This is a genomic window from Bradyrhizobium sp. WSM3983, assembly GCF_000473045.1.
Lineage (GTDB): Bacteria > Pseudomonadota > Alphaproteobacteria > Rhizobiales > Xanthobacteraceae > Bradyrhizobium.
This window is the reverse complement of sequence record NZ_AXAY01000029.1, coordinates 48859-65651: the sequence shown is the minus strand read 5'-3', so window position 1 is coordinate 65651 and position 16793 is coordinate 48859. Positions and strand designations below refer to the sequence as shown.

The window sequence follows — 16793 nt, the reverse complement described above, 5'->3', positions numbered from 1 at the left end:
ACGATTGGCTGAGGTGGCTTGTCGCATCTCGATCGGACATGATCGCCGCGGCCCGGTGGCGGAAGCGTCTACGCGAGAGCAGTGCATCGCTCTTCATCCTGGTTCAAATCCAGGCCGGGTCTCCACGCTTTGGACTGCCCGCCCAAACCTCAATCCGCCTCGACTACGTGGATAGCAACTGAAGCCTGTCCGCGTCCTTTGCCGCTGACTTGAGCACGGCATCGAGCAGGCCGGGAAACCGCGCCTCGAGATCCTCGCGGCGCAGCCGCATGAAGCGGTTCGTACCTGCCACGCGGGTCTGCATCAGCCCACAATCGCGCAGCTTTGCGAAGTGATAGGTGAGATTCGACTTGCCGGAGAGGCCGTTGAAGTCGCCGCAGCAAAGCTCGCTGCTGACACGTTCCTGCTGGGCGAGCTGATACACGATCGCCAACCGGATCGGATCGCTCAGACAATCCAGAACCAGCGGCAGCTCGATCTGCTCGCGGGTGGGGTGGGGAGGCGTGCGGCTCATGATGCCTGAATCATAGCAAGTTGGCCGCAATGTTCAATAGTTCTTGAACCAATTGACTCTCGAATCGTCATATTCGATAATTCAATAAACATTGAACATAAGGATTTCCGATGAGCGTGTTCTGGCTGGCCCTGGGGGCCTTTGCGATCGGCACCGAAGGCTTTGTCATTGCTGGGCTTTTGCCGTCGATCGCCAGCGACCTCTCGATTTCGGTCTCCGCCGCCGGCCAATTGGTTACCGCCTACGCCCTCACCTACGCCGTGGGCTCGCCGATCCTGGCGGTGACGCTGAACAACATCGACCGCCGCACCGTGCTGGCCTTGGCGCTGACGACCTTCATCGCCGGAAATCTCGCGGCGATGGTGGCGTCGACCTACGCCCTGTTGCTGGCCTCGCGCATGTTGATGGCACTCGGCTCGGGATTGTGCATGCCGACGGCGCTGGCGGTGTCCGTGGCGGTCGCCTCGCCGGAACGGCGCGGCCGCGCGGTGGCGCTGGTCACCTCGGGCCTCACGGTTGCGACCGTTATCGGCGTGCCCCTCGGCAATCTCGTCGGCAGCCTGCTCGGCTGGCGCGCGACTTTCGCCATGGTCGCAATGATCGGCGCAGTGGCGCTCGCCGGCCTGCTATTCGGTCTGCCCCGCGGCCTGCCGCGCAACACGGCCTCGCTCAGCGAAAGGCTGGCGGTGGCGCGTCACAGCAATGTCTTGATCGCGCTTGTGATCACGATTTTATGGGCGCTCGGCGGCTTTACCGTATTCACCTACTTCGCGGTCCCGCTGCGCGGCCTCGGGTTCGACGCTTCGCAGATCAGCCTGGCGCTACTGGTGTTCGGCGGCGCGGCTGCGATCGGCAACATGCTCGGCGGCGTCCTGGCCGACCGACTCGGCACACTCGCAACCGCAGCCGTCGGCCTCGCCGGCATGGCGAGCGCGCTGATCCTGCATTCGCTGGTCCTGAAACTGTTGCCCGGACAGGCCCATTACGCGGTGCTCGGCGCGATCTTCCTCTGGGGCCTCTCGGGCTGGGCGTTCTATCCGGCCCAGATCGCCAGCATCATCCGAATCGAGCCGCAGGCCTCGATGATCGCACTCTCGCTCAACGCATCGGCGATGTATTTGGGCTTCGCCATCGGCGGTGCCCTGGGCGGGGCCGTGCTGGCCGCCCTCTCGCCAAACGACCTCGGCTGGATCGGCGGAATGAGCGTTGCGGCCTCGCTTCTGGTGCATCTCGCCCGAGGCTGGCAGGTGCGGCCGAAACCCGTCAAAATTGCTGGTTGACGGGCGTTTTTCGGGGTTTCGCCGCCCCAAAAACTGGTCTAAGACCCACCCGCGCGCGAGGGCGACCAACGCGCTCTCGGCCACAGGGACGCGCAGCAAGCGCGCCCTTTTTTTGTGCCCAAATTCCACTTCGGCGAGAGTTGATGCCCAAACGTACAGACATCACCACCATCCTGATCATCGGCGCCGGTCCCATCGTGATCGGCCAGGCCTGCGAGTTCGACTATTCGGGCACGCAGGCGGTGAAGACGCTGAAGGAAGAGGGCTATCGCATCGTCCTCGTCAATTCCAATCCGGCCACGATCATGACCGACCCGGAATTGGCCGATGCGACCTATATTGAGCCGATCACGCCCGAGATCGTCGCCAAGATCATCGAGAAGGAACGTCACGTCATTCCCGGCGGCTTCGCGCTGCTGCCGACCATGGGCGGACAGACCGCGCTGAATTGTGCGCTATCGCTGCGCCAGCAAGGCACGCTGGAAAAGTTCGACGTCGAGATGATCGGCGCCACCGCCGACGCGATCGACAAGGCCGAGGACCGCCAGCTGTTCCGCGAGGCCATGACCAAGATCGGGCTTGAGACGCCGAAGTCGCGGCTCGCCAACGCCTCCGCCCTGAAGAAGTCCTTCCGCGACAAACGCCAGGCCGAACGCGAGAAGCTCTCGGGCGCGGCCCTCGAAGAGCACGATCGGCAATGGACCCTCGGCGAGAGCGACCGCCGCAAGCGCTACCAGGAATACGCCTTCGGCCAGGCCATGATGGCGCTGTCCGAGATCGGCCTGCCCGCGATCATCCGCCCCTCCTTCACCATGGGCGGCACCGGGGGCGGCATCGCCTACAACAAGGAAGAGTTCCTCGACATCATCGAGCGCGGTCTTGATGCGTCCCCCACCAACGAAGTCCTGATCGAGGAATCTGTCCTCGGCTGGAAGGAGTTCGAGATGGAGGTGGTGCGCGACAAGAAGGATAATTGCATCATCGTCTGCTCGATCGAGAATTTCGATCCGATGGGCGTGCACACCGGCGACTCCATCACGGTCGCTCCGGCGCTGACGCTGACGGACAAGGAATACCAGATCATGCGCGACGCCTCGCTGGCGGTGCTGCGCGAGATCGGTGTTGAGACCGGCGGCTCCAACGTGCAGTTCGGCGTCAATCCGGAAGACGGCCGCATGGTCGTGATCGAGATGAATCCGCGCGTGTCGCGTTCGTCAGCACTGGCCTCGAAGGCCACCGGCTTCCCGATCGCCAAGGTCGCGGCCAAGCTCGCGATCGGCTACACGCTCGACGAAATCGCCAACGACATCACCGGCGGCGCGATACCGGCCTCGTTCGAGCCGACGATCGATTACGTGGTGACCAAGATCCCGCGTTTCGCCTTCGAGAAATTCCCCGGCGCCTCCTCCACGCTGACGACCTCGATGAAGTCGGTCGGCGAAGTCATGGCGATCGGTCGCACCTTCCAGGAGAGCCTGCAGAAGGCGCTGCGCGGGCTCGAGACCGGGCTGACCGGCCTCGACGAGATCGAGATCGAAGGTCTCGGTCGCGACGACGACAAGAACGCGATCCGCGCCGCGCTCGGCACGCCGACGCCGAACCGCATTCTTCAGGTGGCGCAAGCGATGCGGCTCGGCTGGTCGAACGAGGACATTTTCAACTCCTGCAAGATCGATCCGTGGTTCCTCGGCGAGATGCGCGGCATCGTCGAGATGGAAGAGAAGGTCAGGAAGCACGGCCTGCCTGGCAATGCCTTCGGCATGCGCATGCTCAAGGCCATGGGCTTCTCCGACGCGCGGCTTGCGGTGCTGGCCGAAACGACGGAGGCGGAGGTCACCGCGAAGCGCCACACGCTCGAGGTCCGTCCGGTCTACAAGCGAATCGACACTTGCGCGGCCGAATTCGCCTCGCCCACCGCCTACATGTACTCGACCTACGAGTCGCCGTTTGCAGGCAAGGTCGCCGACGAAAGCACGCCGTCGGACAAGAAGAAGGTCATCATCCTCGGCGGCGGCCCGAACCGCATCGGCCAGGGCATCGAGTTCGACTATTGCTGCTGTCACGCCTGCTTCGCGCTGCATGACGCCGGCTACGAATCCATCATGGTCAACTGTAACCCGGAGACGGTGTCGACCGACTACGACACCGCGGACCGGCTCTATTTCGAGCCGCTCACCGCCGAGGACGTGCTTGAGATCATCGCCAAGGAGCGCAGCAACGGCACGCTGCATGGCGTGATCGTGCAATTCGGCGGCCAGACCCCGCTGAAGCTGGCGCATGCGCTGGAAGCCGCCGAAGTGCCGATCCTCGGCACCTCGCCCGACGCCATCGACCTCGCGGAAGACCGCGACCGCTTCAAGCGCGTGCTCGACAAGCTGCGGCTGAAGCAGCCGAAGAACGGCATCGCCTATTCCGTCGAGCAGGCACGGCTGGTCGCGACCGATCTCGGCCTGCCGCTGGTGGTGCGCCCGTCCTACGTGCTCGGCGGCCGCGCGATGCAGATCATTCGCGAGGAGAACCAGCTCAGCGACTATCTGCTCGGGACGCTGCCGGAGCTGGTGCCCGCGGACGTCAAGGCGCGCTACCCGAACGACAAGACCGGGCAGATCAATACCGTGCTCGGCAAGAACCCGCTGCTGTTCGACCGCTATCTGTCCGATGCCACCGAGATCGACGTCGACTGCCTCTGCGACGGCAAGGACACCTTCATCGTCGGCATCATGGAGCATATCGAGGAAGCCGGCATTCATTCCGGCGACTCTGCCTGCTCGCTGCCGCCGCACTCACTCGACGCCAAGATGATCGAGGAACTGGAGCGACAGACGCGCGAGCTCGCGCTCGGCCTCGACGTCGTCGGCCTGATGAACGTGCAATATGCGATCAAGGACGGCGAGATCTACGTGCTCGAAGTCAATCCGCGCGCCTCGCGCACGGTACCGTTCGTCGCCAAGGTGGTCGGCACGCCGGTCGCAAAGATCGCCGCCCGCATCATGGCCGGCGAGAAGCTTGCCGATTTCAAATTGAAGAGGGCCGACTTCAAACATGTCGGCGTGAAAGAATCGGTGTTTCCGTTCGCCCGCTTCCCCGGCGTCGACACGGTGCTCGGTCCGGAGATGCGCTCGACCGGCGAGGTCATGGGCATCGACCGCTCCTTCGCGGTGGCATTCGCCAAGAGCCAGCTCGGCGGCGGCACGCGGGTGCCGCGCAAGGGCACGGTGTTCGTCTCGGTGCGCGAGAGCGACAAGACGCGTATTGCGGAAGCCGTACGCGAATTGCATTCGCTCGGCTTCAAGGTGCTGGCGACCTCGGGCACGGCGCGCTTCCTGGCCGATGAGGGCATCCCGACCGAGAAGGTGAACAAGGTGCTGGAGGGGCGGCCGCATATCGTCGACGCCATCACTAATGGCGACGTTCAGCTGGTCTTCAACACCACCGAAGGCCCGCAGGCGCTTGCCGACAGCCGTTCGCTGCGGCGCGCGGCCCTCTTGCATAAAGTGCCGTATTACACCACTCTTTCCGGGGCCGTGGCGGCCGCGCAGGGCATCCGCGCCTACCTTGGCGGAGACCTTGAGGTTCGTACCCTGCAGAGCTACTTTTCGGAAACCTGATCGCGAGCGGAAGGCCAAGCCTTGAGGGGTTAAGCCTTGCGCTAAGTGATTGGCAATGAAGCCACAATGGCCGGAGGAACTGTCCGGGCATTGCGGTTGTTCTGTTCCGGCGGCAGACCCACATAACGCTCCGGCGGCGGCGTGTTCAGCCCCCGGACATACTGACGAATCAAGGTTGACGCGCCCTATGTCGTTGTGGGGCGCGCGATCGAAAGACGAGAGAAGAGATGGAAAAGGTTCCGATGACTGCGGGCGGCTTTGCCGCACTCGGGGAAGAATTGAAGAAGCGCCAGTCCGAAGACCGTCCGCGCATCATCGAGCATATCGCCGAGGCGCGCTCGCACGGCGACCTGTCCGAAAACGCGGAATACCATGCCGCGAAGGAAGAGCAGTCCCACAATGAGGGCCGCATCGCCGAGCTCGAGGACAAGCTCGCGCGCGCCGACATCATCGATATTTCCAAGCTCTCCGGCGACACCATCAAGTTCGGCGCCACCGTGACGCTGGTCGACGAGGACACCGAGAAGAAGGCGGTGTGGCAGATCGTCGGCGAGGTCGAGGCCGACGCCAAGAAGGGCCGCATCTCCATCACCTCGCCGCTGGCGCGTGCGCTGATCGGCAAGAAGAAGGGCTCAACCGTCGAGGTCAACGCCCCCGGCGGCGCCAAGGCGTATGAAATCACCAAGGTGGAGTGGCGGTGATCTACCCGCAAAGGCTGCCTGACAAGCCGCGCGCTCTGCGGCTTTTTGTTTCGCGATGTTTCTAGCCACGATTGTGAACCGCACCATCCTCCGTCATGCTCGCCGCTGCCGTCCGAGCAAGGGAGGACACGATGGACATCGATCGCATCACCGCGCGGAGCCAGCCTTATCTGCTCAGCCTCTTCCGCTTCATCACCGGGCTAATGTTCTTTCACTACGGTGTGGCCAAGCTGTTCAAATTTCCGCCGGTGGAGATGTTTTCCGACGTCACGCCGTTGTCGCTCTGGGGCGTTGCCGGCATGTTCGAATTCGTGCTCGGCGGTCTCCTGATGATCGGCCTCTTCACGCGGCTGGCCGCCTTCATCCTTTCGGGTGAGATGGCCTTCGCCTATTTCATCGAGCACCTGCCGCACAGCTTCTTTCCCGTCGCCAACGACGGCGCGCTGGCGATCGTCCTGTGCTTCGCCTGCCTCTTCCTCGCCGCCGCCGGCGGCGGTCCGATCAGCGTGGATGGGCTGCGGCGGACCTGACGACGCGCCACCCACGCGCGAATGGACAGAGAGCTACCGCCGTCCCTTCACGTCGAGGGGCACGGCCGCTTCGTATTTCGAGTTATGCAGCACCAGCGACGTCCGCACATTGCGCACGTGGGGGGCGGCGGTCAGGTGCGTCACAAAATCCTGGAAAGTCGCCATGTCGGGGGCGACGCATTTCAGGATGAAATCGACCTCGCCCGACAGCATCCAGCATTCCCGCACCAGCGGCTCGGCGCGAACGAATTCCTCGAAAGCACGCAAATCCGCTTCCGCCTGGCTGGAGAGGTGCACTGCGGCGAACACCGTGACGTCGAAGCCGAGCTTTCGCGCATCCAGCAGCCCGCGGTAACCATGGATATAGCCCTCCTCCTCCAGCGCCCGAACCCGGCGCAGGCACGGCGGGGGCGAAATTCCGACCCGTTTGGCGAGCTCGACATTGGTGATTCGACCGTCGGCCTGGATCTCAGCGAGAATTTTGAGGTCGATCTCGTCTAGGTTCCGCGACACGTGATTGGAACTCCTGGCCTTTATGGCGGTATCGGGTGGATCTGATGCAATCCTCATTAGCCAGTCACGCCCTCCAGCGCAATTTTATTGCGCGTTCACTCCATCCGACTTTTGTTCCTTGTTGGAAAAATCCGCCGATTGGGAATGCAATTCTTGCATAGCTCACCAGAAGGCTTAGATTAGCTCTGATATTTCAGCGCCTCCGCGAGGCCTCCCGGCATGTTCCGCGCCCGCGCTGCAAATCCCCCGTGAAAGGCGTCCATCGAAATGTCCGCTCCTGTTCATGCAAAGGTTGTCATCATTGGCTCCGGCCCCGCCGGCTACGCCGCGGCGATCTACGCCGCGCGCGCGATGCTCGAGCCGATCCTGATCCAAGGCATCCAGCCGGGCGGCCAGCTCACCATCACCACCGACGTCGAGAACTATCCGGGCTTCGCCGACGTGATCCAGGGCCCCTGGCTGATGGAACAGATGGAGAAGCAGGCGGTCCATGTCGGCACCAGGATCGTCACCGACCTGGTGACCAAGCTGGAGACCGCGCAGCGGCCGTTCCGCCTGACCTGCGATTCTGGCGACGTCTATCTCGCCGAAACCGTGATCCTCGCCACAGGCGCGCAAGCGCGCTGGCTCGGGCTGCCGTCGGAAGGAAAATTCCAGGGCGGCGGCGTGTCGGCCTGCGCCACCTGCGACGGCTTCTTCTACCGCGGCAAGGACGTCGTGGTGGTCGGCGGCGGCAATACCGCGGTCGAGGAAGCGCTGTTCCTTACCAACCACGCCTCGCGGGTCACCATCGTGCATCGTCGCGATCACTTCCGCGCCGAGCGCATCCTGCAGGAGCGTCTGTTCAAGCACCCGAAGATCAAGGTGGTCTGGGACTCCGCCGTCGACGAAATCTGCGGCACCGAGAACCCGAACAAGGTCACCCATGTGCGACTGAAGAACGTCAGGACCGGCGCCTTGACCGATCTGCCGACCGACGGCGTCTTCATCGCCATCGGCCATGCGCCCGCGACTGAGCTCGTGGCCGGGCAGGTCAAGCTGAAACCGTCGGGCTATGTCGAGGTCGCCCCGAACTCGACCGCGACCTCCGTGCCCGGCCTGTTCGCCGCCGGCGACGTCGCCGACGAAACCTACCGCCAGGCCGTGACGGCCGCCGGCCTCGGCTGCATGGCAGCCCTCGAGGCCGAACGATTCTTGGCCCTGCGCGCCAGCGAGCGCGCTGCAGCGGAATAACGATCATGCCTCGAACACGCGACGGATTTACGGATATGGATTGGGACAAGCTGAAGGTGTTTCACGCGGCGGCGGAAGCGGGCAGCTTCACGCATGCGGGAGAGCAACTCGGCCTGTCGCAATCGGCGGTGTCACGCCAGGTCTCGGCACTGGAGCAGGAACTCTCGGTCTCGCTGTTCCACCGCCACGCCCGCGGCCTGATCCTCACCGAGCAGGGCGATCTCCTGTTCCGCACCGCGCATGACGTGTTCATGCAACTGCAAGCGGCGCGCGCGAAACTGACCGACAGCCGCGAGCGGCCGAGCGGCGATCTCAAGATCACCACCACCCCCGGCGTCGGCATCAACTGGCTGATCCCGCGGCTCGGCGAATTCACCGCGCTCTATCCGGAGATCCGGATCTCGTTGATCGTTACCGACGAGGAGTTGGATCTGTCGATGCGCGAGGCCGACGTCGCGATCCGCACCCGCAAGCCGACGCAGCCGGATCTCATCCAGCGCAAGCTCTTCGCGATGGGCTTCCACGCTTATTGCTCGCCGGATTACATCAAGCGCTTCGGCACGCCGCGGACGCTGGAGGAGCTCGACTCCCATCGCATCATCACGCTCTCCGATGGCAACTTCGCGCCGCACCTGCAGAACCGCAACTGGCTGGTCGAAGCGGGCCGCAACGGCAGCGGTCCTCGCGAGGCCTATTTCAGGGTGAACAACATCCTCGGCCTGGTACGCGCCTGTCAGCAGGGCCTCGGCATCGCCGCGCTGCCGGATTACCTGATCGAAGAACAGAGCCGCCTCGTACAACTGTTCGGCGAATCGGATTCGATCCAGCTCGATACATATTTCGTCTATCCGGAAGAGCTGAAGACGGTCGCGCGTGTGCAGGTGTTCCGCGACTTCGTGGTGAGCAAGGCGCAGCGCTGGCCGTCCTGATTTCCGCATGACTGACATGCGGCCCCGGCTGTTGCTGCATGCCGCTCGTCAAGCCCATACTGGTTGCACGCTGAGCCTTCGCGTTGCGCATTTGTCCCCCTCCTCCAGTGGCGCGGGAGTTCAGTAATCCCTCTTGGAAGGTGATTGTGTCGGCCTCACGTGGCCAATACCTAAGCCGGGCCCTTCGGGTCCGGCTTTTTTTCTGTTCAATTCGGCTTTCGCGTTCCGCGTGTATTGACAGTTTTGAGCATACCCCACATCATTTCCAAATGATCACGAAGTCGTGCGCAATCGTCTCGAAAAAGGGCCCCCATCCGGGGACCTCGGATTTTTGCGCGCGCTAGGCTGACTTCGTCGTCGCGAGCCAATTCCGAAAACCCCGCCACCTGGACGGGGTTTTTTCATGTGCCCTCCGTCTCAGGTTTTTCTTTGAGAAGGAGATAAAACATGACTGATTTGCGAACCCATATGCACGGGCTCTGGCTGCCGCTGGTGACGCCGTTTCGCGACGGGCGTCTCGATGAGGTATCGCTGCGGCGGCTCACGCGGCACTACTGCACACAGGCGATCGACGGCTTCATCCTGGGCGCAACCTCCGGCGAAGGCATGACGCTGCGCGACGCCGAGCTGGAACGCCTCGTCGCCATCGTGCGCGACGAGATGGCGGCCGGCCGCCGCAGCGTACCGATTGGCCTCGGACTATCAGGCGCGGACACGTCGAGGATGAACGAACGGCTCGATGAGACCGCTGACTGGCCGATCGACTTCTATCTGATCGCGAGCCCCTATTACGTGCGGCCGTCTCAGCGCGGCATCCTCGCGCATTTCGAAGCGCTGGCCGATCGCGCCGCCTGGCCGCTCGCGCTCTACAACATTCCCTATCGCTGCGCCGTCGGCATCACCAACCAGACCCTACTGCGGCTCGCCGAGCATCCCAACATCATCGGCTTGAAGGATTGCGGCGCGAGCCGCGAGCAGTCGATCGCGCTTCTGCGCGACAAGCCAAACGGCTTTCGCGTGCTGACCGGCGAGGACGCGAACTATTTCGACGCGCTCAGCGACGGCGCCGATGGCGGCATTTTGCTGTCCGCCCATCTTGAGACCGCGACCTTCGCGGCCGTCTACAGCGAGCTGAAGCGCGGCAACTCCGATGCGGCGCTGGCGCGCTGGCAGGAGGTCGCGGAGCTGACGCGGCTGTTGTTCGCTGAGCCGAGCCCGGCGCCGGCGAAGTACTGGCTGTGGCGAAGCGGCCTGATCGACAGCCCCGAAGTGCGGCTGCCAATGGTGGAAGTGAGCAGCGAGCTCGCAGCCCAACTCGATCGCGAGATCGAACGACGGATGAAAGTCGCGGCATAAGGTCTCCCCTCACCTCTTGCCCCATTTGCGGAGGCAGCCCCTCGCCTCTCCCCGTCAAAACGGGGAGAGGGTGCGAGAGAGCAACGCCGTGGTTAACCGGGCGCGAATGGTGTTCGCTGCTGTGGCATGGCGCATCCATGGCTCGTTTACGCAATGGAGCCTATCGTTCCCTGGGCAAAGTCTTCAAACAGGGGGAATGACCATGGGGCAACGCGTTCGCCCGACCGCGGCGGAAATGTTCGTGCCTGCTGATCTTTTGCAGGGAATTCTGGTGGTCTCGTCGTTCGGCTTCTGGGCCGTGATGCTCGGCTTGATCCCGGTGCTGCTGTTTCGGGTCTGGCTCGCCTGACACGGCTTCTTGCACGGATGGTTAAGCCGTGGTCGCAAATGCGCTCAAAATGCGAGCGGAGCTGCAAGCTGGAATCTTAAAGCATCCTGCCTAACGTTCACGTCCATAAGCGAAGAAATCGCGGGGGCGATCTTGAACAATCAGAATGATGCGGCGTCACATTATGACGCCGGACAGCAGGGCTTTTCCACCGAAGACATCATCTGGGCCGTCGGCATCTGGTCGGTGATCCTGACGCTGTCGCCGGTCATCGTGTTCTACATGCTGATGATCGCGTAGCTCATCTTCACCGGATCCAGAAACGCAAAACGCGCGGGATACCGCGCGTTTGTCGTCCGGGGAAATGATTGATGAAATTATGCCGCCTGCTTGTGCATTGCGCCGGACGCCGACGCGGTGCCGCGAATAGCTTTCACTGAACGCTCGATCGCCGCCCACAGCCTTGCGATTTCCTGAGCTGCACGGCTCTCGGCCTGATACTCGCGCGCGCCTTCGCCGTGGCTGAGTGCCATCAACAAATCCGAACGATTGGTGATCTGACCGCCCCACACCGGAGCGCGGAACTTGGCCAGCGCCTCGCGCGCGATGGTGACGATCGGGCTTTCGGACTCGTCGCGGCGCGCCGGCGCACCGTTGAGCACGACCGCGTAGGGCTTGCGCGCCGCGCGGCACATCTGAATGGTTTCCTGCACCGCGTTGACGTCGAACACGCCGGGCCGTGCCGGGATGACCACCATCGTCGCGTTCTTGATCGCGTCGTCGACCACGGCCGAGAGATTCGGCGGCGTGTCGATCAACACCCATTCGTAGCCGTCGCGCTTGGCAGCGGAGACGATGCCGCTGACAGAGTTCACGGCCGCCTTGATCGGCGGTTCGTTGGTGCCACGCAGCTTGTGCCACAGCGTGAGCGAGCCTTGCGGATCCGCGTCCACAAGCATCACCTGCTTGCTCGACTTGATCTGCGCAGCGAGATGTGCGGCCAGGGTACTCTTGCCCGAGCCGCCTTTACGCGATGCAAAAACAATAACGTTCATACCTCTGGCCTCCAGATTGACCCCAGGCCACGAAAATGAATCACTGCGCTGATTCGTGAAAGAAAAATTTATCAGGAGCGGCGTCTCAGCCACGAAATAACAAGGCGTGCTGGCTTTTGAGTCACACTGCCTGGTGCGACGACGGACACGAACCGTCATGAATCGCTGTTCACGCGGATAATCGCGCATTTTCCAGTCAATCACCCGGGAAAACCGGACTACAACCTCGCCGCGCAAATCCTGACGCGGCTTTTTCGGTCGCGTGTAATCGCAATAGCTGCAGGCTCGCGCGCGAGCCGTGCGAACAAAACGAGTCCGGTGGCTGTCGCGTGGCTGACGCCCCCTGAGTCACTTTGACGCGCGGGGCCGTGATGGAGTTTCGCGAAGGGAACGCGCGGAAGCGAGCGGCCTAACCGTCCTCGGTCTTTTTCTTCTTGGTCGCCTTCGGCTTGGTCGAGGTCTTCTTCGCCGTCCTGGGCGCGATGTTGGTCGGCTTGCCGGCGCGGGGCGCGGCCGCCTCGCGCGGCTCCGGTCCGCGGCGGAAGAACGCCGCGCATTGCGGCGATAGCTGCGACTTCCTCTGGATCATGCAGGCGGTGATGGCATCGACGTTCGGCACGAACTCGCCGCACAGCCGCATCGCATCCGGCGTGCAGGCCTGCTCCTGCTCGGGCGTGTAGGCGAAACCTGTGCCCGGCTGGACCAGAACGGCGAGCGCCATTCCAAACGTTGCAGCAGCCAAGGATGTCCTCAAGCGAGATACCGGCATCGATGCCCCCAGAAATGTCGAGTCGGAGAGATAGTGGGTGAACGGGCGTTCGTTGGCAACGAGGCCCGAGGCGAAACCCGGGAGCTGTGCGGTCTCGGCAACAGGGCCGCTCCGGCCAAACGCGCGAAAACAACCCCATGCACAGTAGCCAGGGTCCTGGGGGGCGTCGCGAATTTTCGCGCCTTGCGGATTTTACGAATTTACTTTGACACGTCGGGCAAAACACCGGCATGATGGCATCATCGAGAAGCGCGTGGGGTGGTGGGCCTGATCTCCCCGTGAGGGGGAGGACCGCATGGCCACAATGTTGATCGTCGCGCCGGTGTTTGCGCTGATCACGGCCGGCTACGCGTCGGCGCTGTTTCGCTTCGTCTCCGAGGGCGCGCACAAGGGCATCTCCGAATTCGCCTTCAGCATCGCGATCCCCGCGCTGCTGTTTCGCACCATCGTCGTGTCGGAATTCCCCGATGTCAGCCCGTGGCGGATGTGGGGCGCCTATTACGGCGCGCTCGCGCTGACCTGGATCGCGGCGCTCCTGATCTCGGCCATGCGGCGCGGCGCCAGCGAGGACGGCGTCGTGTTCGCGATCGGCTCGGTCTACGGCAACATCGTGATGCTCGGCATTCCGCTCGTGCTCTCGGCGCTCGGCAACGAGGCCGCCGGCCCCATGTCGCTGATCCTGTCGGTGAACACGCCGCTGCTCTGGCTCTGCGGCATTTTGCAGATGGAGCTCGTCAGCCGCAAGCGGACCGGCTCCACGCTCGCGGTGATCCGGCCCGTGCTCGCAGATCTCGCGCGCAATCCGCTGATGCTCGGGATCGGTTTTGGCGTGGTCTGGCGTTTCACCGGCCTCGGCCTCAACCCCGTCGTCGACAAAACGGTCGAGCTGCTCGCGCAGGCGGGATCGCCGGCCGCGCTGATCGCGCTCGGCATCACTCTGTTCCGTTTCGAGGTGAAGGGCGAGATGCTGAGCGTCGTCGTGATGAGCGCGCTCAAGCTTCTGGCGATGCCGGCGGTGGCGTTCGTGCTGGCAAAGCTGTTGAACCTGCCGCCGATCGTGACGGGCGTCGTCGTGCTGTTCGCGGCGATGCCGACCGGCGCGAACGCGTACATCTTCGCGGTTCAGTATCAGCGGCTGGTGAACCCGGTGTCGGGCGCAGTGGCGTTGGGGACGCTGCTGGCGGCGGTGACATTGCCGGTGGTCGTGATGGTGGTGAAGTAGCGGCGGTGACATTGCGCCACCTGGTCCGCATGGAGCCAGGCCACCTACGACAGCGGCGCGGCCGATGTGGGCCGCGCCGCGCACTGCGCCATGGCGTCAGGTTCGATTACCAGTAATCCGGCTCCACGACCGGTGCCCCCCAGGCGGGCTCGGCATAGCCATACGCATAGCCGGGGCTCCGGTAGCCGTAGGTTCGGTAATAGCTTCCAAAGTTCCGGCATTGGCCGACACCGGCTGCCAGCTGGCCGCCGTTCATCGCGGGGCCTGCGGCTCCAACAGCGTGTCCGGCGGGGGGCGTGCACGGGCCGGGTCCGCGTCCCTCGGCGAAACTCGGGCTTGATGCGGCGAGCGGTACGATCGCGGCCATCACGGCAGCCACGCTCAGTCGTTTCAAGTGCGTCATCGTCTTCTCCATGTCTGCGATTGACACGCGACCAATCCCTGCCGCCGACGGTCGTTCCTCCTGCGCCGTTCGCGATTGCGCGAGCCAACAAAAGGTTTCAATCGCGTTTCCCGGGACGCTGCGGATCAGTTCCACGTCGTATATCCAGGGGAACATGATTTGCAGCGACAGTGCTGTACTTGCCAAAAACGCTGTGCTTGCCAAAAAGGATTCCCTCAGGAAGCAGCCTCGATCACCGCCCCGCGCTGCGGGCCGCGAAGATCGCGCCCTACATTCAAGACACGGATGCAAGACACGGATGCGCGCCGCGTTTCGCGAAGAGTGTCAATAACGGGAAGAACAACCGGACGCGCAGTTTCCGCTTGACGCGTCACGGCGACTTGGACACGCTAGAGCTGCATGGTGCGCGCCAGCTCGCGTCATGTGTTGGCCGGGGGGCTAGCGCGACAATTTGGGTCACGTCAATCCTTCATCCCGAGGGGTGCATGTGCGCGCGGGCCGGCTGTTTGAGTTGAGTGGGGGCAAGGATGCGTACGATCAATTGGCTCGGATGTATTTTTGCCGCGTGGCTCGGAGGTTGTTCTTTCTACCCCGTTCCCGACGATGTGAGCCCATACAGAACCGAGGACATCGTTCGCTTCGGCCGTTGCGAGGTGAAGTCTGCGCTTCTTCGTCATCTGGAAAGACGTCACATCATCACCGACCAAACCGGACCGGATAAGATCCGATCCAGGATTGAAGCGCTCAAAAGGACCAAGAGAAAACTCTCGGACGATGAGTTACACCTCCTGAGGCTGACGAAAGTTGCGATTGTCTATTCCTACGATTTCAATATCACCGAGAGCAACCATGCCGGCGCAGCCGCGGGATTCAGGCTTCCGTGGGCGGCAAATACGCTCGACGTCGGCGGCACCGGCGGGCTCGATCTGACGCGTGTCGGCTGGCGCGTCTTCGGCACCGAGGACAGCTGGGACGACCTGGTCACCAATACGAAGCTGTGCGACAAGTTGCCGGGGCCACGGCCGGAGAATATCATTTATCCGATGACGGGCTCGCTCGGAGTTGATCCCGATCCACTGATCGGATCGATCGGAATTGGCCGGGTCGTCGAGACATTCATCGATATCGACGAACAGCGGGGAGCCAAGGACAATTTCGTCGACACCCTGACCTTTACGACGAGTGCCAGCGGCGGAGCCACTGCCACCGTTCAACTCGATCCCGTGCCGAACCAGTTCCGGCCCGTGTCAGGGTCGGCCTCGGTCGGCGCGTCGCGTGTCGATATTCACAAGCTCACCATCAGCCTCGCATTTCCGCAGCCGGAGCCTCCCGCCGCGCCTGACGCGATTTCAGGCGTCAAACGTACCGAGGGAGACCTGAATGCGTCCCCGTTCGAGCGCCCTCCGGCCTGGCGGGCGCGCTACAATCTTTGCGTTCAGGATGCCCGCACCCGGGAGGCGTCGTTCAAACAGCTGCGTCTCACCGATCCTCTCGTCTATTGCATCGCCTACGCGGACGAATTTGCGCCCAGATATGGACGCGTGGGAGAGCAGCAGACTGTCGCAACGACCACGACTACCACCACAACAACGACAACGCCAAAGCCAAGGTCCGCTGCGCCTGCGGCGAAAGGTGCACAGTCAGATGCAGCAGTTGAACCAACCGCGCCTTCGGAAACCGTAACCAAGACGATGACCGCGCCGACGACCACGACGACAACCACGCCACGGGTGCGTCCCAACTTGCGTCCGTATTTTCAATAGATACATTTTCAATAGAGATTTGGGAATCGCTGACGTCGCGTGACGTTGCCGGTGATGGTGGTGGGGTGAGGTAGCTCGGCAGATACCCCGCAGCGGATGTCCGTTTGGCCTGAGATTCTAATCGCCGCAGAGCACGTGCCCGCCACTTGATAGCCATTTTGATCTGGCTCAACTCAGCCTGAAAAACCCGTCCCTATGGTCGGCTTTGGTGATCACCCCGGGCAAATACTCCGTTTGGTTCAAAACGCCCGTCGGCGAAGGCGCTGGCGTGGTCGAGTTCGGCGCTGACGGGAAACTGGGCGGCGGCGATTCCACGTTTGCCTATGCGGGAATCTGGACGCAGCAGGGCGAGCACTTCAGAGCCAGTCTTTCTGCCCGACGCGTGGCACCAGGGCCGCCCGGCGTCTTTGGATTGGATGAGATCGACATCGTCGTGTCAGGCCGCTCGGTCGATGGCTCATCCACGTCCTGCACGGGCTTTGCAAAACAATCGCCCGGCTTGAAGCTCGAAGTGGAGCTTGTGCGGATTCTTGGCGATTCCTGACAACGCAGCGTTGCCCCAGGTGCTCGCTGCATCGCAGCGAGGATT

16 protein-coding genes are annotated in these 16793 nt (G+C 63.0%); 11 read left to right on the top strand and 5 right to left on the bottom strand.

Annotation, left to right across the window (positions count from 1 at the left end):
- Positions 1 to 163: 163 nt before the first annotated feature.
- Positions 164 to 514 (bottom strand): helix-turn-helix transcriptional regulator, encoded by a 351-nt coding sequence (locus YUA_RS0131650; RefSeq protein ID WP_027534303.1) that lies wholly within the window; start codon positions 512 to 514, stop codon positions 164 to 166.
- 110 nt (positions 515 to 624) lie between these two features.
- On the opposite strand from YUA_RS0131650, the gene YUA_RS0131645 reads away from it, so the two are divergent.
- The 4 genes from YUA_RS0131645 to YUA_RS0131630 all read left to right on the top strand — a co-directional run bounded on the left by YUA_RS0131645 (position 625) and on the right by YUA_RS0131630 (position 6633).
- Entirely contained in the window at positions 625 to 1794 is a 1170-nt protein-coding gene (locus tag YUA_RS0131645) for an MFS transporter (protein ID WP_027534302.1), read from the top strand.
- 143 nt (positions 1795 to 1937) lie between these two features.
- A complete protein-coding gene (gene carB / locus YUA_RS0131640; protein WP_027534301.1) occupies positions 1938 to 5402 on the top strand; it encodes a carbamoyl-phosphate synthase large subunit in 3465 nt (1154 codons plus the stop codon).
- A gap of 227 nt (positions 5403 to 5629) precedes the next feature.
- A complete protein-coding gene (gene greA, locus YUA_RS0131635) occupies positions 5630 to 6103 on the top strand; it encodes a transcription elongation factor GreA (protein ID WP_027534300.1) in 474 nt (157 codons plus the stop codon).
- Between the two features lie 131 nt (positions 6104 to 6234).
- The gene (locus tag YUA_RS0131630; RefSeq protein WP_084293002.1) at positions 6235 to 6633 is read left to right on the top strand and encodes a DoxX family protein; all 399 of its coding nucleotides are present in this window, start codon (positions 6235 to 6237) and stop codon (positions 6631 to 6633) included.
- Between the two features lie 33 nt (positions 6634 to 6666).
- Here the strand turns inward: YUA_RS0131630 and YUA_RS0131625 are convergent, their stop codons facing one another.
- The gene (locus YUA_RS0131625; protein ID WP_027534298.1) at positions 6667 to 7146 is read right to left on the bottom strand and encodes an Lrp/AsnC family transcriptional regulator; all 480 of its coding nucleotides are present in this window, start codon (positions 7144 to 7146) and stop codon (positions 6667 to 6669) included.
- A gap of 267 nt (positions 7147 to 7413) precedes the next feature.
- Here YUA_RS0131625 and trxB point away from each other — a divergent pair, with 267 nt between their 5' ends.
- The 4 genes from trxB to YUA_RS48950 all read left to right on the top strand — a co-directional run bounded on the left by trxB (position 7414) and on the right by YUA_RS48950 (position 11292).
- Positions 7414 to 8379 (top strand): thioredoxin-disulfide reductase, encoded by a 966-nt coding sequence (gene trxB / locus YUA_RS0131620; protein WP_027534297.1) that lies wholly within the window; start codon positions 7414 to 7416, stop codon positions 8377 to 8379.
- 5 nt (positions 8380 to 8384) lie between these two features.
- Positions 8385 to 9308 (top strand): LysR family transcriptional regulator, encoded by a 924-nt coding sequence (locus YUA_RS0131615; RefSeq protein WP_027534296.1) that lies wholly within the window; start codon positions 8385 to 8387, stop codon positions 9306 to 9308.
- A 447-nt stretch (positions 9309 to 9755) separates the two neighbouring features.
- Positions 9756 to 10664: a 4-hydroxy-tetrahydrodipicolinate synthase gene (locus YUA_RS0131610; RefSeq protein ID WP_027534295.1), complete on the top strand. Its 909-nt coding sequence runs from the start codon at positions 9756 to 9758 to the stop codon at positions 10662 to 10664.
- A 481-nt stretch (positions 10665 to 11145) separates the two neighbouring features.
- Positions 11146 to 11292: a hypothetical protein gene (locus YUA_RS48950; protein ID WP_198029538.1), complete on the top strand. Its 147-nt coding sequence runs from the start codon at positions 11146 to 11148 to the stop codon at positions 11290 to 11292.
- A gap of 77 nt (positions 11293 to 11369) precedes the next feature.
- On the opposite strand, the gene YUA_RS0131595 is transcribed toward YUA_RS48950, so the two are convergent.
- Together YUA_RS0131595 and YUA_RS0131590 are read right to left on the bottom strand one after the other, a co-directional pair.
- Positions 11370 to 12047, bottom strand: a complete 678-nt coding sequence (locus YUA_RS0131595) for a ParA family protein (protein ID WP_027534294.1) — start codon at positions 12045 to 12047, stop codon at positions 11370 to 11372.
- Between the two features lie 409 nt (positions 12048 to 12456).
- Complete coding sequence (locus YUA_RS0131590) at positions 12457 to 12816, bottom strand: hypothetical protein (RefSeq protein ID WP_027534293.1); 360 nt, start codon at positions 12814 to 12816, stop codon at positions 12457 to 12459.
- A gap of 295 nt (positions 12817 to 13111) precedes the next feature.
- Between YUA_RS0131590 and YUA_RS0131585 the strand changes: the two genes are divergently transcribed.
- Positions 13112 to 14038, top strand: coding sequence for an AEC family transporter (locus YUA_RS0131585; protein WP_027534292.1), 927 nt, complete (start codon positions 13112 to 13114; stop codon positions 14036 to 14038).
- Positions 14039 to 14144: 106 nt separating this feature from the next.
- Here the strand turns inward: YUA_RS0131585 and YUA_RS0131580 are convergent, their stop codons facing one another.
- Positions 14145 to 14441, bottom strand: coding sequence for a hypothetical protein (locus YUA_RS0131580; protein ID WP_156947372.1), 297 nt, complete (start codon positions 14439 to 14441; stop codon positions 14145 to 14147).
- Between the two features lie 527 nt (positions 14442 to 14968).
- On the opposite strand from YUA_RS0131580, the gene YUA_RS0131575 reads away from it, so the two are divergent.
- Together YUA_RS0131575 and YUA_RS45565 are read left to right on the top strand one after the other, a co-directional pair.
- Positions 14969 to 16204, top strand: coding sequence for a hypothetical protein (locus YUA_RS0131575; protein ID WP_156947370.1), 1236 nt, complete (start codon positions 14969 to 14971; stop codon positions 16202 to 16204).
- Positions 16205 to 16412: 208 nt separating this feature from the next.
- Positions 16413 to 16748 carry a hypothetical protein gene (locus YUA_RS45565; protein WP_198029537.1) on the top strand — a complete coding sequence of 112 codons (336 nt, stop codon included), beginning with the start codon at positions 16413 to 16415 and terminating at the stop codon, positions 16746 to 16748.
- Positions 16749 to 16793 lie beyond the last annotated feature (45 nt).

Bases quoted from the DNA above. Each gene is read 5' to 3' on its own strand.
- YUA_RS0131650 (WP_027534303.1), bottom strand. From the start codon at position 514: ATGAGCCGCACGCCTCCCCACCCCACCCGCGAGCAGATCGAGCTGCCG.
- YUA_RS0131645 (WP_027534302.1), top strand. From the start codon at position 625: ATGAGCGTGTTCTGGCTGGCCCTGGGGGCCTTTGCGATCGGCACCGAA.
- carB (WP_027534301.1), top strand. From the start codon at position 1,938: ATGCCCAAACGTACAGACATCACCACCATCCTGATCATCGGCGCCGGT.
- greA (WP_027534300.1), top strand. From the start codon at position 5,630: ATGGAAAAGGTTCCGATGACTGCGGGCGGCTTTGCCGCACTCGGGGAA.
- YUA_RS0131630 (WP_084293002.1), top strand. From the start codon at position 6,235: ATGGACATCGATCGCATCACCGCGCGGAGCCAGCCTTATCTGCTCAGC.
- trxB (WP_027534297.1), top strand. From the start codon at position 7,414: ATGTCCGCTCCTGTTCATGCAAAGGTTGTCATCATTGGCTCCGGCCCC.
- YUA_RS0131615 (WP_027534296.1), top strand. From the start codon at position 8,385: ATGCCTCGAACACGCGACGGATTTACGGATATGGATTGGGACAAGCTG.
- YUA_RS0131610 (WP_027534295.1), top strand. From the start codon at position 9,756: ATGACTGATTTGCGAACCCATATGCACGGGCTCTGGCTGCCGCTGGTG.
- YUA_RS0131595 (WP_027534294.1), bottom strand. From the start codon at position 12,047: ATGAACGTTATTGTTTTTGCATCGCGTAAAGGCGGCTCGGGCAAGAGT.
- YUA_RS0131590 (WP_027534293.1), bottom strand. From the start codon at position 12,816: ATGCCGGTATCTCGCTTGAGGACATCCTTGGCTGCTGCAACGTTTGGA.
- YUA_RS0131585 (WP_027534292.1), top strand. From the start codon at position 13,112: ATGGCCACAATGTTGATCGTCGCGCCGGTGTTTGCGCTGATCACGGCC.
- YUA_RS0131580 (WP_156947372.1), bottom strand. From the start codon at position 14,441: ATGACGCACTTGAAACGACTGAGCGTGGCTGCCGTGATGGCCGCGATC.
- YUA_RS0131575 (WP_156947370.1), top strand. From the start codon at position 14,969: ATGCGTACGATCAATTGGCTCGGATGTATTTTTGCCGCGTGGCTCGGA.